Genomic DNA, 15861 nt, shown 5'->3' with positions numbered 1-15861 from the left:
TTACGAGGTTTCTATGCTGTCGCGTCGCCAGGGTCGACTCAGCCGTTTTCGCAAAAACAAACGCCGCTTGCGTGAGCGCTTGCGCCAGCGGATCTTTTTCAGAGACAGAATGATGCCAGAAGCGATGGATAAACCCAGAGTGGTGGTGCTGACCGGGGCGGGGATCTCCGCCGAGTCAGGAATTCGAACCTTCCGCGCGGCGGACGGGCTGTGGGAAGAGCACCGCGTGGAGGATGTGGCCACGCCGGAAGGCTTTGCCCGCGATCCGGATCTCGTCCAGGCGTTTTACAACGCCCGCCGCCGTCAGCTTCAGCAGCCTGAAGTCGCGCCGAATGCGGCGCATATGGCGCTGGCGAAGCTGGAAGAGGCGCTCGGCGATCGTTTTCTGCTGGTAACGCAGAATATCGACAACCTGCACGAGCGGGCCGGTAACAAGAACATCATCCACATGCACGGCGAGCTGCTCAAGGTTCGCTGCGCCTGGAGCGGTCAGGTGCTGGACTGGCAAGAGGACGTGCTGCCTGAGGATAAGTGCCACTGCTGCCAGTTCCCGTCGCGCCTGCGTCCGCACGTGGTCTGGTTCGGCGAAATGCCGCTGGGAATGGATGATATCTACAGCGCGCTGGCGATGGCCGACGTATTTATCGCCATCGGCACATCCGGCCATGTTTACCCGGCGGCGGGGTTTGTCCACGAAGCGCGACTGCACGGCGCGCATACGGTAGAACTCAATCTTGAGCCAAGCCAGGTGGGCAGCGAGTTTGAAGAGAAACACTACGGTCTGGCAAGCACGGTCGTCCCGGAGTTTGTCGACAAGCTGCTGAAAGGGCTGTAACGGCAATCGCGTGAAAAGGCACCCGTCCAGCGGGTGCCTTTTTATTTATGAATGGAAGAACGCCAGCGTCTTCTCGAGCGATTTAGCCTGCTCATCCAGCGAGAGCGCCGCCGCAGAGATCTGCTGAACCAGAGAGGCATTCTGCTGGGTCGTGCTGTCCATCTGGTTAACGGCGGTGCTGACCTGGCTTATCCCGCGATTTTGCTCGTCCAGCGCCTGAACGATATCGTTGATGACCAGATGCACATGCGATACCGCTTCAATCACCTGTTTCATCATCACCCCCGTTTCATTGACCAGCTCAACGCCTTTGCTCACGCGCCCTGAGGACTCGGCAATCAGCTGAGAGATCTCTTTTGCCGCGTTAGCGCTTCGCTGGGCAAGATTGCGCACTTCCCCAGCGACTACCGCGAAGCCGCGCCCCTGTTCGCCTGCCCGTGCCGCTTCAACGGCAGCATTCAGCGCCAGGATATTGGTCTGGAAGGCGATGCCATCGACAATGCTGTTAATCTCGCCGATCTTACGCGCGCTCTCGTCAATCTCCCCAATCACCACGACCACGTCGTTCACCAGCGTTTCGCCATGCCCGGCGAGGCTTGCGGCGCGATCGGTCAGCGTGGTCGCCTTGTGGGCGTTGTCGGCGTTATTTTTCACCGTGACCGAAATCTCTTCCATGCTGGCTGCCGTTTCAACAATCGCAGCTGCCTGTTCCTCGGTTCGCGAGGCGAGGTCAAGGTTGCCCGCCGAAATTTCACTGGTGCCGCCGTGCACGGAGTGGCTGGCTTCGCTGATATTGTCGACGATGCGCTTGAGCTGCATCTGCATGGTGTGCAGGGCATAAAAAATGCTGTGGGTATCTCCGGAACGAACCGGGATGGTGTTGTTCAGATCTCCCCGGGCAACGGCCAGGGCGATCCCGGCGGCCTCCGAAGGTTCGCCCCCAACCGGACGGTCAACTTTACGGGTGAAGATCTGTGCCATGACCAGGCTAACCGCCACGATGCTTAACACCATCATGATGATGGCTTTCAGTAAAAATGCGCGCGCTTCGGCCATCACTTCGCTGACCGGCGTGATAATGGCGAGTTTCCACGGCGTCTGGCTGTTACCGACGGCGATGTCCTGCCAGGTGATGAACACGTCCTCCTTCAGCAGCGGATCGTTTACCCGGGTGACGTCATGACCGGCAATCTGACCGGCGTAAGGCTTGCCCGCCGCGCGCTTGTCCGGGCTGGACACCACGTTATTAGCTGCGGAGAGGAGCAGGGCGTAGCCTGTGCCGTTCCACGGTTTAATCGCGCCGATGGTCGATTGCAGCGTGGCGAGGGAGAAGTCAGAGGTGACCGAACCCAGAAACTGACCGTCGCGCATGATGGGGGCGGCAATCGAGGTGAGCATTACGTCCACGCCGTTGTAGGGATAGATATAGGGTTCGATGATCACATCTTTATGCCGTTGTTTCGGCAGCAGATAATAATCACTGCTGCCGGGCGTTTCGATGTCCGTCAGCAGGTGTAATGCCGGTTTGCCAGTGGCGTCCCGGTCAACGTAGCGGGCGTAGCGCCCGGCAGGATCTTCACCGCTCTGACCGGCCCAGACGGCATCTTTATCGTCGAACGCGTTAGACTCAAAGGCCATCGACATGGAGAGAAACTGTGGGTGAGCCGAAAGGTAGTGGATGAGCAGCTGGTTCAGGCTCTGGCGTTCGGTCACGCCCGCCTCGCGCAGCGCCAGGGCGCTGTTGCCCATGTCCCGGGCGGCAGTCAGGGCAGAATCCAGCTGTTTGCTGACCTGCAACGCTTGCACCTCGGCAATCTGGCGGATATGTTTTTTGGCCAGAACCTCCTGCTGTGCCATCCACTGCCACATCATAAACCCGATCGTTGCCGTAAAGCCCACCGTTACGGTGAGGAAAATGGACAACAGCATCAACGTCTTGACGCTTATTTTTTTTCTTCGGACCATGGCGTCTTTCATTCTCATCTCCCGTAATATCGTGCATGTCGGGCAGGCACATATTCCTTATCGGATATTTTCTCCTCTTTCTGTAGAGCGTCAGGAATATTTAATTTAAATTTTGTTTCGTAAATCCAGTTAATTAGTGTGGATGCTTTTATTTTGTGCATTCAATCAAAATAGTGCTCGATAAAGCTCGTTATCGTCGTGTAGAAAGAGGATGCTAATAAATATAAAGTTGTAGAGGAGGATGGGATATGTACGGATTTATTGCGCGACAACCCATTTTTAACCCTGAGATGAAGACGGTGGCCTACGAGCTGCTGTTCAGAGATGGGATGACAAACCGTTTTCCGGATGTGTCGGCGGAATATGCCACCTCCAGGATGATCTCAGATCAGTTTTTATGCGTGCCGTCCCAGCGCATCGCCGGGGCACATACGTCGTTTATTAATTTCCCGTCGCGAATGGTCATAGACCGCAGTGGAGAAGCGCTGGATAAAGAAAGCGTGGTCATTGAGATCCTGGAAGATGCTGTGCCGGGAGCGGAGCTGTTGCAGGCCGTCAGGGAGATGAGTGCGGATGGTTATCAGTTTGCGCTTGATGATTTCACGCTTGCGCCAGAATGGGATGTTTTTTTACCCTATATTTCAATACTGAAGTTTGACGTCAGGAATTATACCTTAGCGCAAATTAAACAGTATCTGAAAGAGCGTAAACATTTAACCGGGCATATTAAATATCTCGCTGAAAAAATTGAGACTAAAGAGGAATTCAGCGAATACAGGGAAGAGGGATTCTCGCTGTTCCAGGGCTATTTTTTCTGCCGTCCGGAGGTCATTAAATATAAACGGCTATCGCAAAATCAGCTGGCGATTTTTCGGCTGCAAATGGAGGTCGGACGCAATAAACCCGATTTTCGGATCGTCGAGTCGTTGATTAAAACCGATCTCACGCTGTCCTATAAGATTATGCGCTACATGAAGCACACCGCATTTAAACATATCGGTGCCTGTAATTTCAGCAAGTTAACCCTGAGCGAAGTCCTCAGATACCTCGGGGAAAACCAGCTGAGACGGTTTGTTGCGGTCGTGGTCCTCGCCAGTGCGGGCAATGACACCGTCAGCGAGCTTTACCCGCTGAGCATGATGCGCGGCAAGTTCTGCGAACTGATCGCCGAGACGATGAACGAACCGACGCTGGCTGAAAATGCCTTCATGTGCGGCCTGTTTTCTCTGCTCGATACCCTCCTTGAGCTGCCGATGGCCGAGTTGATGAAGCAAATTGCGGTCCCGCAGAGCGTAAGCAATGCCCTGTGCCACCAGGAGGGACGGTTAGCCGATATGGTGAGCCTGTGCCGATACTATGAACAGCAGCAGTGGGACGAGGCGACCCGGGTTCGTCAGGCGCTGGGTCTGTCGGATGAGGATGTGGTTGAGGCGATGAGAAAGGCGACAATCTGGGCAGGGGAGAATGCGGTCAGTTAATCCTCCTCACGCCGTCCGGGCGGCGTGAGGAAGAACGCGATACCGTTACCGGCCCGCTTTTAATTTCTGGTAATACTCTTCGTAGAGGCGGCTGGCGTCACCGACATCGTTCTGCCATTCACCTTTGCTGATGGTTTCGGCATCCGGATAGAGCGATTTATCGTTAGCTACCTCAGGCTTCAGCAGCTTGCGTGCGGCGAGGTTTGGCGTCGGGTAGCCAATCGTCTCGGCAACCTGTTTCGCTACGTCCGGACGCAGCAGGAAGTTAATCAGCTTGTGCGCCCCTTCAGCGTTTTTCGCGTTGGCGGGGATCGCAAGGCTGTCCATCCAGAAGATCCCGCCTTCTTTCGGCCAGACCACCTCAAGCGGCGTACCGGCCTGGCGGGCGACATACGCGGAGCCGTTCCACACCATCCCCAGGTTCACTTCGCCTTCCATATACGGATTTGCCGGGTTATCAGAGTTGAACGCCGCCACGTTAGGCATCAGCTTTTTCAGCTCGTTATACGCCGCTTCAATCTCTTTCGGATCCGTCGTGTTGCCCGAGTAGCCCAGCTTGCGCAGCGCGACCTGGAACACTTCACGCGCGTCGTCGGTTAACAGCAGGCTACCCTTGTACTCTGGTTTCCAGAGATCGGCCCAGCTTGTCACCGTTTTTGGATCGACGGCCTCGCTGTTCACGCCGATCGCGGTTGCCCCCCAGATATACGGAATGGAGTAGTCGTTATTCGGGTCGAACGGCTTGTTGAGCATCTCAGGATCGAGGTTTGCAAAATTGGTTAGCTTCGTTTTGTCGATCTTCTGGATCATGCCCTCTTTGCGCATTTTGTCGACAAAGTAGGTGGAAGGCACGACCAGATCGTACGCGCCGTCTTTGTAGGTTTTCAGCTTGGCGTACATGGTTTCATTCGACTCGTAGGTCGAGTAGATAACCTTGATGCCCGTTTCCTTTGTGAACTGTTCCAGCAGGCCCGGCGGCACGTACTCGGTCCAGTTGTAGAAGTAGAGCGTTTTGCTGTCATCAGCGTGCGCGGCACCCATGCCAAGCACCAGCGCCGCAGCGGCGAGCATTTTTTTCATTTCATTGTCCCCTGAGATTTTGTTTTATCACGAGCAATAACCTGGCTGGCAATCACCAGAACCAGCGAAAACACCAGCAGAATGGTCGCCAGCGCGTTCACCTCCGGTGAGACGCCGACTTTCACCATTGAATAGATCTTCAACGGCAGAATTTCATAGCTCGGACCGGTGACGAAGGAGGACACGACCACGTCATCCATCGACAGGGTGAAGCTAAGTAGCCATCCGGCCGCCACGGCGGGCATCGCCAGAGGCAGGATGATTTTGCGCAGGATGATCATCTCGCTGGCACCCAGATCTTTCGCCGCCTCCAGCATGCGCACGTCGAACCCTTTCAGGCGCGCGAAAACGGTCACCACCACAAACGGCAGGCAGAAGGTGATGTGCGAGAACAGCAGCGACCAGAAGCCAAGCTGTACGCCCAGCAGCATAAACAGCACCAGCAGCGAAATGGCCATCACGATGTCCGGCGACATCATCACCACAAACAGCATGCCGCTGACGAACGGTTTGCCGCGAAAGCGATAGCGGTAGAGCGCCACGGCGGTGAGCGAGCCAATCAGCGTCGCGAAGGTGGCGGAGAAGATCGCCATCGTCAGCGAGTGCTGCGCGGCCTGCAGCAGGCTATCGTTGTTCATCAGCAGGCTGTACCAGTTGGTGGTAAAGCCCTGCCAGTTAATCCCGAAGCGTGAGCTGTTAAACGAGTTCACGATCAAAATAACGATCGGGATATACAGGTAAGCGTAAATGGCGGTCATAAAACCGCCGCGAAGCAGTCGACCGATCATTCGAGTTCCACCTTCTTGTTCAGCAGCCGTGAAGCGCGCCAGTAGACCAGCAGCATCAGGCCCATGACCACCGTCAGCGTAATGCTCGTCGCGGACCCGAACGGCCAGTCGCGGATGTTCAGGAACTGGCTCTTGATTACGTTACCGATCAGCAGGTTTTTCGCGCCGCCCATCAGATCCGACACGTAGAACAAACCCATCGCCGGGAGCATTACCAGCAGACAGCCCGCGATAATGCCGGGCATGGTCAGCGGGATAATAATGCGGATGAAGGTCTGCATCTTATTAGCGCCCAGATCTTTTGCCGCCTCCAGCAGCGGTTTATCCAGCTTCTCGATGCTGGAGTAGAGCGGCATAACCATAAACGGCAGCAGGATATAGACCAGGCCGACAATCACCGCGCTCGGGGTAAACATGATGCGGATCGGCGTATCAATCACTCCCAGCCACAGCAGAAACTCGTTGAGATAGCCTTTAGTGCTAAGGAAGATCTTCAGCCCGTAGATGCGGATTAACGAGTTGGTCCAGAAGGGAACAATCAGTAAAAACAGCAGCAGGGGCCGCACCTTTTGCGGCAGGCCCGCGAGGAACCATGCGAAAGGATACCCCAGCACTAGACAGGCAAGGGTGGCAATCAGCGCCATGTTGAGCGAGTGCAGCAGCACGTCAAAATAGAGCGGATCGAGCAGGCGCGCGTAGTTGTCCAGCGTAAAGACCAGCGAAACGAAGCTAGCGTCGTCGCGGGTCAGAAAGCTGGTGGCAACGATCATCAGGTTGGGCAAAAAGACAAACAGCACAAGCCAACCGACGATCGTGGCAATCGCCACATTCTGGAATTTACTTGTGTTCTTCATCAGCCAGCACAACCTCCCAGCTTTCTACCCAGTTGATAACCATTTTCTGGTCGAGAGAGTGGTCGAAGTCAGGGTCGTCTTCGTTAAAGAACTCGCTGACCATCACCATTTTGCCGTTCTCCAGCTCGACAACGGACTCCAGCGTCATCCCTTTGTAGTTGCGCTCGCGGATATAGCCGATTAACCCTTCGGCCTCGGTATTGCCGTGAATTTCATCGACGCGCAGATCTTCCGGGCGCAGCAGAACGTTGAGCTTTTGTCCCTTTTCGACGGGGAAAGTCACCGTGATATTGCACTCGCGTCCTTCGACGCTGGCGCGCACGCGCTGGTCGTCCAGACGCTCAATCACCGTGGCGTCGAAGATATTGATCTCGCCAATGAAGCTGGCGACAAACAGATTCTTCGGCTCTTCGTAGATTTCGCGCGGCGTGCCGTCCTGCTCGATTTTGCCGTCGCGCATCACCACGATGCGGTCGGACATGGTCAGGGCCTCTTCCTGATCGTGGGTAACGAAGACAAAGGTAATGCCGAGCTTGCGCTGCAGGGCTTTGAGCTCGTTCTGCATCTGCTTGCGCAGCTTGTAATCCAGCGCCGAGAGGGATTCATCCAGCAGGAGCAGGCGAGGCTTGTTGACGACGGCGCGGGCGATGGCCACGCGCTGCTGCTGGCCGCCGGAAAGCTGATGGGGTTTACGCTGGGCAAACGTCTCAAGCTGCACCATGCGCAGGGCGTCGGTGACGCGCGGTTCGATCTCGTTCGCCGGTGTTTTTTGCATCCGCAGGCCAAACGCCACGTTTTCAAACACGGTCATGTGCGGGAACAGGGCGTAGCTCTGAAAGACGGTATTGACGTGGCGATCTTCGGCAGGAACCCGGGTGATGTCCTGGTTTTCAAGATGGATATGGCCGTTATCGACGCTTTCCAGCCCGGCGATAAGGCGCAGTACGGTTGTTTTGCCGCAGCCCGAGGGGCCAAGCAGCGTCAGAAACTCACCGTCATTGATGGTCAGAGTGAGGTCGGAAATAACGTCTTTACCATCAAAACTTTTACGAATTCGTTCCAGTTGCACCAGCGGTGAACGTGAACGGGATTGTGTATTCAATTTTTGCGCTGTCCCATATAGACGCCTCAGGCAGCAGACTGAAGCGGGGTTTGTGTGTAACCACCTTGGTGACTCGTAATGAGGGCGGACATTCTACGGCAATCCCCTGCAATCGCCAATCCTTGTCACTGATTCATAAGCTACATTAACTAACGCATAACGATATAAACGGAATCTATGGTCACTCCCGTTTTTGCAACACCGATTTTGACGACAAGTTGGCTTGCTTGAATCTATCCGGCGTCTGAATGGGATTTTATTCCCGCGCCTTGATGAGTTCCGCGCCTGATGAACCTCCAGAAAATATACGGCTTCAATGAGCCTTTCCGTTTTACAGGTTCCTCAACAGGCCGGTGGGCCGTTAGTATCATCAATATCAGTATTCGCAAAACCAGATCAGTAATTCTTTAAACCGGTGTATTTCTGCCGTTATGCTACATAAGTTTGCTGTCGTGCCGTTAGGGCCCAGGCTATTCTGGCCAGCTTGTTTGCCAGAGCACAAGTGACGACAAAGTTGCTTTTCCGGCACAGTAAATCCCTGACCCAATCGGCCAATTTGCCAGACTGGTGTTCCAGTTTTTGTATGAATACCCTGGCACATTGAACCAAAAAAGTTCGGATCTTTTTATTACCTCGCTTACTAATTCCCAGCAATGTCGTCCTACCTCCCGTGCTGTACTGCCGAGGTACAAGCCCTGTTGCCGCCGCAAAGTCACGGCTGCTGGCGTACTGCTTCCCGTCGCCAATCTCAGTTGAAATAGTACTCGCTGTCAGTGTTCCGACGCAGGGAATGCTCAGCAAGCGCTGTCCAACCTCATCTTCGTCCAACTTTCGTTTCAACTGGGATTCCAAATCTTTAATCTGCTCAACAAGATAGTGATAATGCTGTTGTAATTTCAGCAATAACTGGCTGAGGTAAAGAGGCAAACTATTATCCTCAAGAATGGTACTCAGTCGGCTAATAACGGCAGCTCCTCGGGGAACGCTAATGCCAAATTCCAGCAGAAAAGCATGCATTTGATTGGTTGTTTTTACCTTATCCTGAACCAGGGATTCACGGACACGATGCAGAGCCCGCATTGCCTGCTGAGATTCCGTTCTGGGCTGCACAAAACGCATAGACGGACGCGATGCAGCTTCACAAATAGCTTCGGCGTCGACAAAGTCGTTTTTATTGCTTTTAACGAACGGGCGGACAAATTGTGGTGATATCAGCTTTGGGGAATGCCCCAACTCTTCCAACTTGCGTGCCATAAAGTGAGAACCGCCACAGGCTTCCATTGCGATGGTTGTAGCGGGGCATGTCGCCAAAAATTCGATCAACTTTGGCCGGGTAAATTTTTTACGGTAAACAGCCTTCCCGCGACGATCCTGGCAATGAATATGGAAAGAGTTTTTACCCAGATCGATACCAATGAGCGCAATGTTTTCCATGATAGTTCTCCGAATGAAAGCCTGTCCTCAGCATAGTACCGGGAAGGAGGGAGTGACCATCTCATTAAATATTCTCGTTTGCGGGATAAAAGTGACCTGACGCAATATTTGCGTTTTGATGCTTATTGATAATGTTGTCACAAAAAGTGAGGGTGACTGCATGGATAAATTACTTGAGCGTTTTTTACAGTACGTTTCGCTGGATACCCAATCTAAGCCGGGTGTTCGCCAGGTGCCGAGCACCGAAGGCCAGTGGAAGTTGTTAAACCTGCTGAAAGAGCAGCTTGACGCCATGGGGCTGGTCAACGTCACGTTAAGCGAAAAAGGCACTGTGATGGGAACGCTGCCGGCGAATGTCCAGGGTGATATTCCCGCGATTGGCTTTATCTCCCATGTCGACACCTCTCCGGATTTTAGCGGTAAACATGTGAACCCGCAGATTGTGGAAAATTACCGCGGTGGCGACATTGCGCTGGGCATTGGTGACGAAGTGCTCTCGCCGGTGATGTTCCCGGTACTGCATCAGCTGCTGGGCCAGACGCTGATCACCACCGACGGTAAAACGCTGCTGGGGGCGGATGACAAGGCGGGGATCGCGGAGATCATGACCGCGCTGGCGGTGCTGAAGGGCAAAAATATCCCGCACGGGGATATCCGCGTGGCCTTTACGCCGGACGAAGAGGTGGGCAAGGGCGCGAAGCACTTCGACGTGGAGGCCTTTAACGCGCAGTGGGCCTATACCGTTGACGGCGGCGGCGTCGGTGAACTGGAGTATGAAAACTTCAATGCCGCGTCTGTCACCATCAAAATTGTCGGCAACAACGTTCATCCCGGCTCGGCGAAAGGCGTCATGGTGAACGCGCTGTCGCTGGCGTCGCGAATTCATGCGGAAGTCCCGGCGGAAGAGAGCCCTGAACAGACCGAAGGGTATGAAGGTTTCTATCACCTGACCAGCATCAAAGGCACCGTGGACAGCGCGCAGATGCACTACATCATCCGCGATTTCGACCGCAAAGCCTTTGAGGCGCGCAAGAGCAAGATGATGGAGATCGCGAAGAAGGTCGGTAAAGGATTACACCCAGATTGCTATATTGAGCTGATCATTGAAGACAGCTATTACAACATGCGCGAGAAGGTGATGGCGCATCCGCATATTCTCGATATTGCCCAGCAGGCGATGCGCGACTGCGATATTGAACCGCAGCTGAAGCCGATTCGCGGCGGCACCGACGGTTCTCAGCTGTCGTTTATGGGGCTGCCGTGCCCGAACCTGTTTACCGGTGGCTACAACTACCATGGCAAGCATGAGTTTGTGACGCTGGAAGGGATGGAAAAAGCGGTGAAGGTGATAGTGCGGATAGCGGAGTTAACCGCGAAGCGGTAAGAAAAAGCCCGGTGGCGCTACGCTTACCGAGCCTACGATCGGAATGTAGGCCGGGTAAGGCGAAGCCGCCACCCGGCAAATATCACGACTCAGTCCTCAAAGAACCAGTACCCGCTGTTGACCAGCGCGGCCAGCATCGCGAGGAAGGAAGGATCTTCCAGCGCATCGCCAAAGGTGTCGGCAGTGAGCACCAGATGGCTGGCAATGGCTTCCAGCGCCGGGCGGTGCGGAGAGTCCAGCTTCTCGCCGTTGACGAACACCTCTTCACCAATGCGCAGCACGCGCAACCCGCCCAGACGCGTCAGCTTATCGCCCTGCTGAAGCGCATCATAAATCTCGTCAGCCTGATACGGCGGCTCCGGCGGCGCAACGTCCAGCTCATGACGAGACTGGCTGATAAACTCACCAAACCACTGTTTGAAGTGCTCCGGCTCGTTGATCAAATCCAGCATCATGCCGCGCAGCTTATCGAGTTCTTCTGGCAGAATATCCGCCGGATGCTCGCGCGCAGGCACATCAGGGTCGCTGTAACGATAGCTGCCCAGCTCGCGCTGCAGAACATAGTCGGCAAATCCGCTGATCATCTCGCGGCCGCTCGGCGCGCGGAACCCCACGGAATAGTTGAGTGAGTTTTCCAGGGAGTAGCCTTCGTGAGGGAATCCCGGCGGGATGTAGAGAATATCACCCGGCTCCAGCTCTTCGTCGATAATCCCTTCAAACGGGTCAACCTGAAGCAGGTCAGGATGCGGGCAGTGCTGCTTCATCGGCACTTTTTCGCCCACGCGCCAGCGGCGGCGGCCCGTACCCTGAATGATGAACACGTCGTACTGGTCAAGATGTGGACCTACGCCGCCGCCCGGCACGGAGAAAGAGATCATCAGATCGTCCATGCGCCAGTCGGGCAGGGCGCGGAACGGACGCATTAGCGCGGCAGTCGGCTCGTGCCAGTGGTTGACCGCCTGCACCAGCAGCGACCAGTTGTTTTCACCGAGGTGATCGTAGCTTTCGAAAGGACCGTGGCTAACCTGCCATTTCCCGTCCTGGTGGCTGACCAGACGGCTGTCGACTTCGTTTTCCATGGCCAGACCTGCCAGCTCGTCAGGCGAGATAGGGTCGACAAAATTGCTGAATCCGCGTTTCAGAACCACCGGGCGTTTTTGCCAGTAACGTTCAATAAACTCGGGCCAGTTAAGCGTTAAGTGATAATCCATAATTTTTTTATTCCGCAGGCTCTTACTGACTCGGATTATAACGGAAGCTCAGTCCCCCGGCTGCGAGATCCTCGCATTTTTCACATAACGGGTTAACTATCGTTCAATGTGGGCTGCTGGCGACCAAAAATAACCTCCATTCTGGCGCCGCCCAGCAGGCTTTCACTGGTTTCTATTTTCCCGTCGTACTGGTCGACAATCTCACGGGCGACGGCCAATCCTACGCCTTGGCCAGGACGTAGCGTATCGGCGCGCTGACCGCGATCGAACACCACGTCACGCTTATTGCGCGGGATGCCCGGACCATCATCCTCAACGATAATATGCAGTTCGGTTTCCGTCTGACGCGCAGACACTTCCACGAACTCCAGGCAGTATTTGCAGGCGTTATCCAGCAGGTTACCCATCACTTCCATGAAATCATTTTTTTCACCCACAAAGCTTATCTCTGGCGAGATATCGAGGCTGATGTTCACCCCTTTACGCTGATACACCTTGTTGAGGGCGGACGTGAGGTTATCCAGAAGCGGGGCTACCGGGTGCAGCTCGCGGCTCAGAAGCGCGCTGCCGGAACGCATGCTGGCGCGGTGCAGGTAATAGCCAATTTGCTGGGAAATACGGCTGATCTGCTCCAGCATCACCGGCTCGGCATCATCGACGCTCAGCTTCGAACTGCGCATTGAACGCAGGGTACTTTGCATGACGGCCAGCGGAGTTTTCAGGCTGTGGGTCAGGTCGGTAAGGGTGGTACGGTATTTATCGTAGCGTTCGCGTTCACTTTTCAGCAAGCGGTTGAGGTTACGCACCAGGCTGGTGAGCTCACGGGTGGTTTCCGGGTTCAGCTTCTCGCGATGATGTTCTTCCAGCTCACGAACCTCTTTCGCCAGTGATTCAATGGGGCGCAAGCTCCACCACGCCGCCACCCACAGCAGCGGGATCACCAGCAGGAGATTCGCAGCCAGAACGTAGATGAACCAGCTCCAGACCATATAAGAACGCTTCAGCTCGACCGGAATGGTGTCGATCACCACGATGGTCAGCTGCGGCATGTTCAGCGTCGCTGGATAGAGGTTGATCGCGACGGAGTGCGTCATCTCCGTCTCGGCGTTGTCGGCGCGGATCTCGTTCAGCTTTTGCTGCAGGGAGCGATCTTCATGGATCAGCGAGCTGGTGGTGTTGAGATCGGCTTCAATTTCGTGAAATCCGTTGGTTTTGAGCCATTCCGGACGAATGCTTTTGACCAGCCAGGGAATATCACGCTGCGCCCACAGTAATTTCCCCTTTTCGTTATAAATCAGGGCCAGCGTTGGACTCTGCTGGTTGAGGTTTTCCGGCATTTCGACGGTGATTTGGTTGTTTTCCCACTTCGCCAGGGTATAAAACAGATTGCTTTCGCCACGCAACAGCCGAAAGGTGGTTTTATCAAAGCTGACGCTGTAGCCCACCAGGGCGACCATGCCGTAGGAGAGCGACAGCACCAGCACGACGGCAGCCGTGGCCAGTAAGAAACGAACCCGCAGCGAGAGGGGCAGTATGTGGCGTAAAATCCCTCTCATTTAGCGTAATTCGAACAGGTAGCCCTGGCCACGGACGGTGGTAATCACATCCTGCGGATACTGCGCCTGAATTTTCTTACGCAAACGCCCCATCAGCACGTCAATGGTATGGCTCTCGCGCAGTTCAGCATCAGGGTAAAGCTGGAGCATTAAGGAATCTTTGCTCACCACTTTGCCATTGTTACGGATCAGCGTTTCCATGATGGTGTATTCGAAGGCGGTGAGCTTAATCACTTCATCATTGATCGCTAATTCCCGGCGGGAGAGATCGACCTGGAATGGCGGGATGGAAATAACCTGTGAAGCCAGCCCGCTGTTGCGGCGTAACAGCGCCTGCATGCGCGCCGCCACCTCTTCAATATGAAACGGCTTGGTGACGTAATCGTCTGCACCCGCGCTGAGCACTTCAACCTTATCCTGCCAGCCTTCACGGGCGGTCAGAACCAGAACCGGCAGGGAGACATCGTGGCTGCGCCAGCGGCGAATTAGCGACAGACCGTCTTCGTCAGGCAACCCTAAATCGACAATGGCGATATCCGGCAGGTGTTCATTGAGATAATAATCGGCTTCTTTTGCATCTTCAGCATCGTCCACCTGATGTCCCATCTCCTGAAGCTGAACCTTCAGGTGATGGCGTAGTAATGCGTTATCCTCAACAACCAGTACGCGCATCATCTCTTCTCCCTAAAAAATTGGTATGAATAGTTTAACGCTGATTATGTTGTTGTGGGGATAAACATTGAGTAAACCGGGGAAAAGCATCCCCCTTTTCGGGCGAAAAGGGGGAGAGGGGCGTTACTTCAGCTCGTCGACCATAGTGATGGCGCGGCCAATGTAGTTCGCCGGTGTCATCGCCTTCAGGCGCGTTTTCTCTTCTTCCGGCAGCGCCAGACCGTCGATAAACTGCTTCATGCCTTCGGCGTCAACGCGTTTTCCGCGGGTTAGCTCTTTCAGCTTCTCGTACGGTTTTTCGATACCGTAACGGCGCATCACGGTCTGGATTGGCTCCGCCAGCACTTCCCAGTTGTGGTCCAGCTCGTCCAGCAGACGGTCACGGTTCACTTCCAGTTTGCTCACGCCTTTCAGGGTGGACTGGTACGCGATCAGCGCGTAGCCAATGCCCACGCCCAGGTTACGCAGTACGGTGGAGTCGGTCAGGTCGCGCTGCCAGCGGGATACCGGCAGTTTGCTCGCCATATGCTGCAGCACGGCGTTCGCCAGTCCCAGGTTGCCTTCGGAGTTTTCGAAGTCGATTGGGTTTACCTTGTGCGGCATGGTGGAAGAGCCGATTTCACCGGCGATAGTTTTCTGCTTGAAGTGGTTCAGGGCGATGTAGCCCCACACGTCACGATCGAAGTCGATCAGGATGGTGTTGAAGCGGGCGATGCAGTCAAACAGTTCCGCGATGTAGTCATGCGGCTCGATCTGGGTGGTGTATGGGTTCCACTGAATGCCCAGAGATGTCACGAACTCTTCGCTGAACTGGTGCCAGTCCACTTCCGGATAGGCGGCGATGTGGGCGTTATAGTTGCCAACGGCACCGTTGATTTTGCCGAGGATCTCAACCTGCTCCAGCTGACGGTACTGGCGCTCCATGCGGTACGCGACGTTCGCCATCTCTTTACCCATCGTGGATGGGGTGGCTGGCTGGCCGTGGGTACGGGAGAGCAGCGGAATGTCGCGGTATTCCACGGACAGCGCTTTTACCGCGTCGATGATTTTACGCCAGTAAGGCAGCACCACCTCTTTACGCGCGGTGGAGAGCATCAGCGCGTGAGAGAGGTTGTTGATGTCTTCAGAGGTACAGGCGAAGTGAATGAACTCAGACACGGCGTGCAGCGCAGGGACGCTTTCCACTTTCTCTTTCAGGAAGTACTCAACCGCTTTCACGTCGTGGTTGGTGGTGCGTTCGATGGTTTTAATGCGCGCGGCGTCTTGTTCGCTAAACTCGGCAACGATTTTATCAAGGTAATCGTTTGCCTTTTCGTCAAAAGCAGGAACTTCCTTGATTGCTGCCTGGGCGGCCAGCTTTTGCAGCCAGCGTACTTCAACCTGAACACGGAACTTCAGCAAACCATATTCGCTGAAGATCCCGCGCAGCGCGCTGACTTTATCGCCGTAGCGTCCATCGACAGGGGATACGGCGGTCAGTGAGGATAATTCCATAATTCGCA

At 54.9% G+C, this 15861-nt stretch carries 13 protein-coding genes; 3 read left to right on the top strand and 10 right to left on the bottom strand.

What is annotated here, in order from left to right; all coding sequences use genetic code 11:
• The first annotated feature begins 13 nt into the window (after positions 1–13).
• Positions 14–835 (top strand): Sir2 family NAD+-dependent deacetylase, encoded by an 822-nt coding sequence (cobB, locus tag AC1VYI_RS15575; RefSeq protein ID WP_045357033.1) that lies wholly within the window; start codon positions 14–16, stop codon positions 833–835.
• 45 nt (positions 836–880) lie between these two features.
• Here the strand turns inward: cobB and AC1VYI_RS15570 are convergent, their stop codons facing one another.
• A complete protein-coding gene (locus AC1VYI_RS15570; RefSeq protein WP_134866522.1) occupies positions 881–2812 on the bottom strand; it encodes a methyl-accepting chemotaxis protein in 1932 nt (643 codons plus the stop codon).
• Between the two features lie 236 nt (positions 2813–3048).
• On the opposite strand from AC1VYI_RS15570, the gene AC1VYI_RS15565 reads away from it, so the two are divergent.
• Positions 3049–4278 carry an EAL and HDOD domain-containing protein gene (locus AC1VYI_RS15565; protein WP_045357027.1) on the top strand — a complete coding sequence of 410 codons (1230 nt, stop codon included), beginning with the start codon at positions 3049–3051 and terminating at the stop codon, positions 4276–4278.
• A gap of 45 nt (positions 4279–4323) precedes the next feature.
• Here the strand turns inward: AC1VYI_RS15565 and potD are convergent, their stop codons facing one another.
• From potD to AC1VYI_RS15540, 5 genes are all read right to left on the bottom strand, one after another.
• A complete protein-coding gene (potD, locus tag AC1VYI_RS15560) occupies positions 4324–5358 on the bottom strand; it encodes a spermidine/putrescine ABC transporter substrate-binding protein PotD (RefSeq protein WP_023311175.1) in 1035 nt (344 codons plus the stop codon).
• Positions 5355–6146, bottom strand: coding sequence for a spermidine/putrescine ABC transporter permease PotC (potC, locus tag AC1VYI_RS15555; RefSeq protein ID WP_023311176.1), 792 nt, complete (start codon positions 6144–6146; stop codon positions 5355–5357). Before potC ends, potD begins: the two co-directional genes overlap by 4 nt.
• Positions 6143–7000 (bottom strand): spermidine/putrescine ABC transporter permease PotB, encoded by an 858-nt coding sequence (gene potB / locus AC1VYI_RS15550; protein ID WP_134866521.1) that lies wholly within the window; start codon positions 6998–7000, stop codon positions 6143–6145. The genes potC and potB overlap by 4 nt, the downstream gene beginning before the upstream one ends.
• Positions 6984–8132, bottom strand: coding sequence for a spermidine/putrescine ABC transporter ATP-binding protein PotA (gene potA, locus AC1VYI_RS15545; RefSeq protein ID WP_176600594.1), 1149 nt, complete (start codon positions 8130–8132; stop codon positions 6984–6986). The genes potB and potA overlap by 17 nt, the downstream gene beginning before the upstream one ends.
• Before the next feature lie 399 nt (positions 8133–8531).
• Positions 8532–9536 (bottom strand): IS110-like element IS4321 family transposase, encoded by a 1005-nt coding sequence (locus AC1VYI_RS15540; protein ID WP_482878183.1) that lies wholly within the window; start codon positions 9534–9536, stop codon positions 8532–8534.
• Positions 9537–9696: 160 nt separating this feature from the next.
• On the opposite strand from AC1VYI_RS15540, the gene pepT reads away from it, so the two are divergent.
• Positions 9697–10920 carry a peptidase T gene (gene pepT / locus AC1VYI_RS15535; RefSeq protein WP_134866520.1) on the top strand — a complete coding sequence of 408 codons (1224 nt, stop codon included), beginning with the start codon at positions 9697–9699 and terminating at the stop codon, positions 10918–10920.
• A gap of 89 nt (positions 10921–11009) precedes the next feature.
• Here pepT and AC1VYI_RS15530 read toward each other — a convergent pair whose 3' ends face one another.
• The 4 genes from AC1VYI_RS15530 to purB all read right to left on the bottom strand — a co-directional run bounded on the left by AC1VYI_RS15530 (position 11010) and on the right by purB (position 15853).
• Positions 11010–12131, bottom strand: a complete 1122-nt coding sequence (locus tag AC1VYI_RS15530; RefSeq protein WP_023311180.1) for a ribosomal protein uL16 3-hydroxylase — start codon at positions 12129–12131, stop codon at positions 11010–11012.
• A 92-nt stretch (positions 12132–12223) separates the two neighbouring features.
• Entirely contained in the window at positions 12224–13687 is a 1464-nt protein-coding gene (gene phoQ / locus AC1VYI_RS15525; protein WP_023311181.1) for a two-component system sensor histidine kinase PhoQ, read from the bottom strand.
• Entirely contained in the window at positions 13688–14359 is a 672-nt protein-coding gene (gene phoP / locus AC1VYI_RS15520) for a two-component system response regulator PhoP (RefSeq protein WP_028019015.1), read from the bottom strand.
• 123 nt (positions 14360–14482) lie between these two features.
• Complete coding sequence (gene purB, locus AC1VYI_RS15515; RefSeq protein ID WP_008500757.1) at positions 14483–15853, bottom strand: adenylosuccinate lyase; 1371 nt, start codon at positions 15851–15853, stop codon at positions 14483–14485.
• Between the last annotated feature and the right edge of the window lie 8 nt (positions 15854–15861).

It is taken from the genome of Enterobacter sp. QK-SA4 (assembly GCF_056856775.1).
The sequence above is the reverse complement of the archived record's forward strand: the minus strand, read 5'-3'. Positions and strand labels throughout refer to the sequence as shown.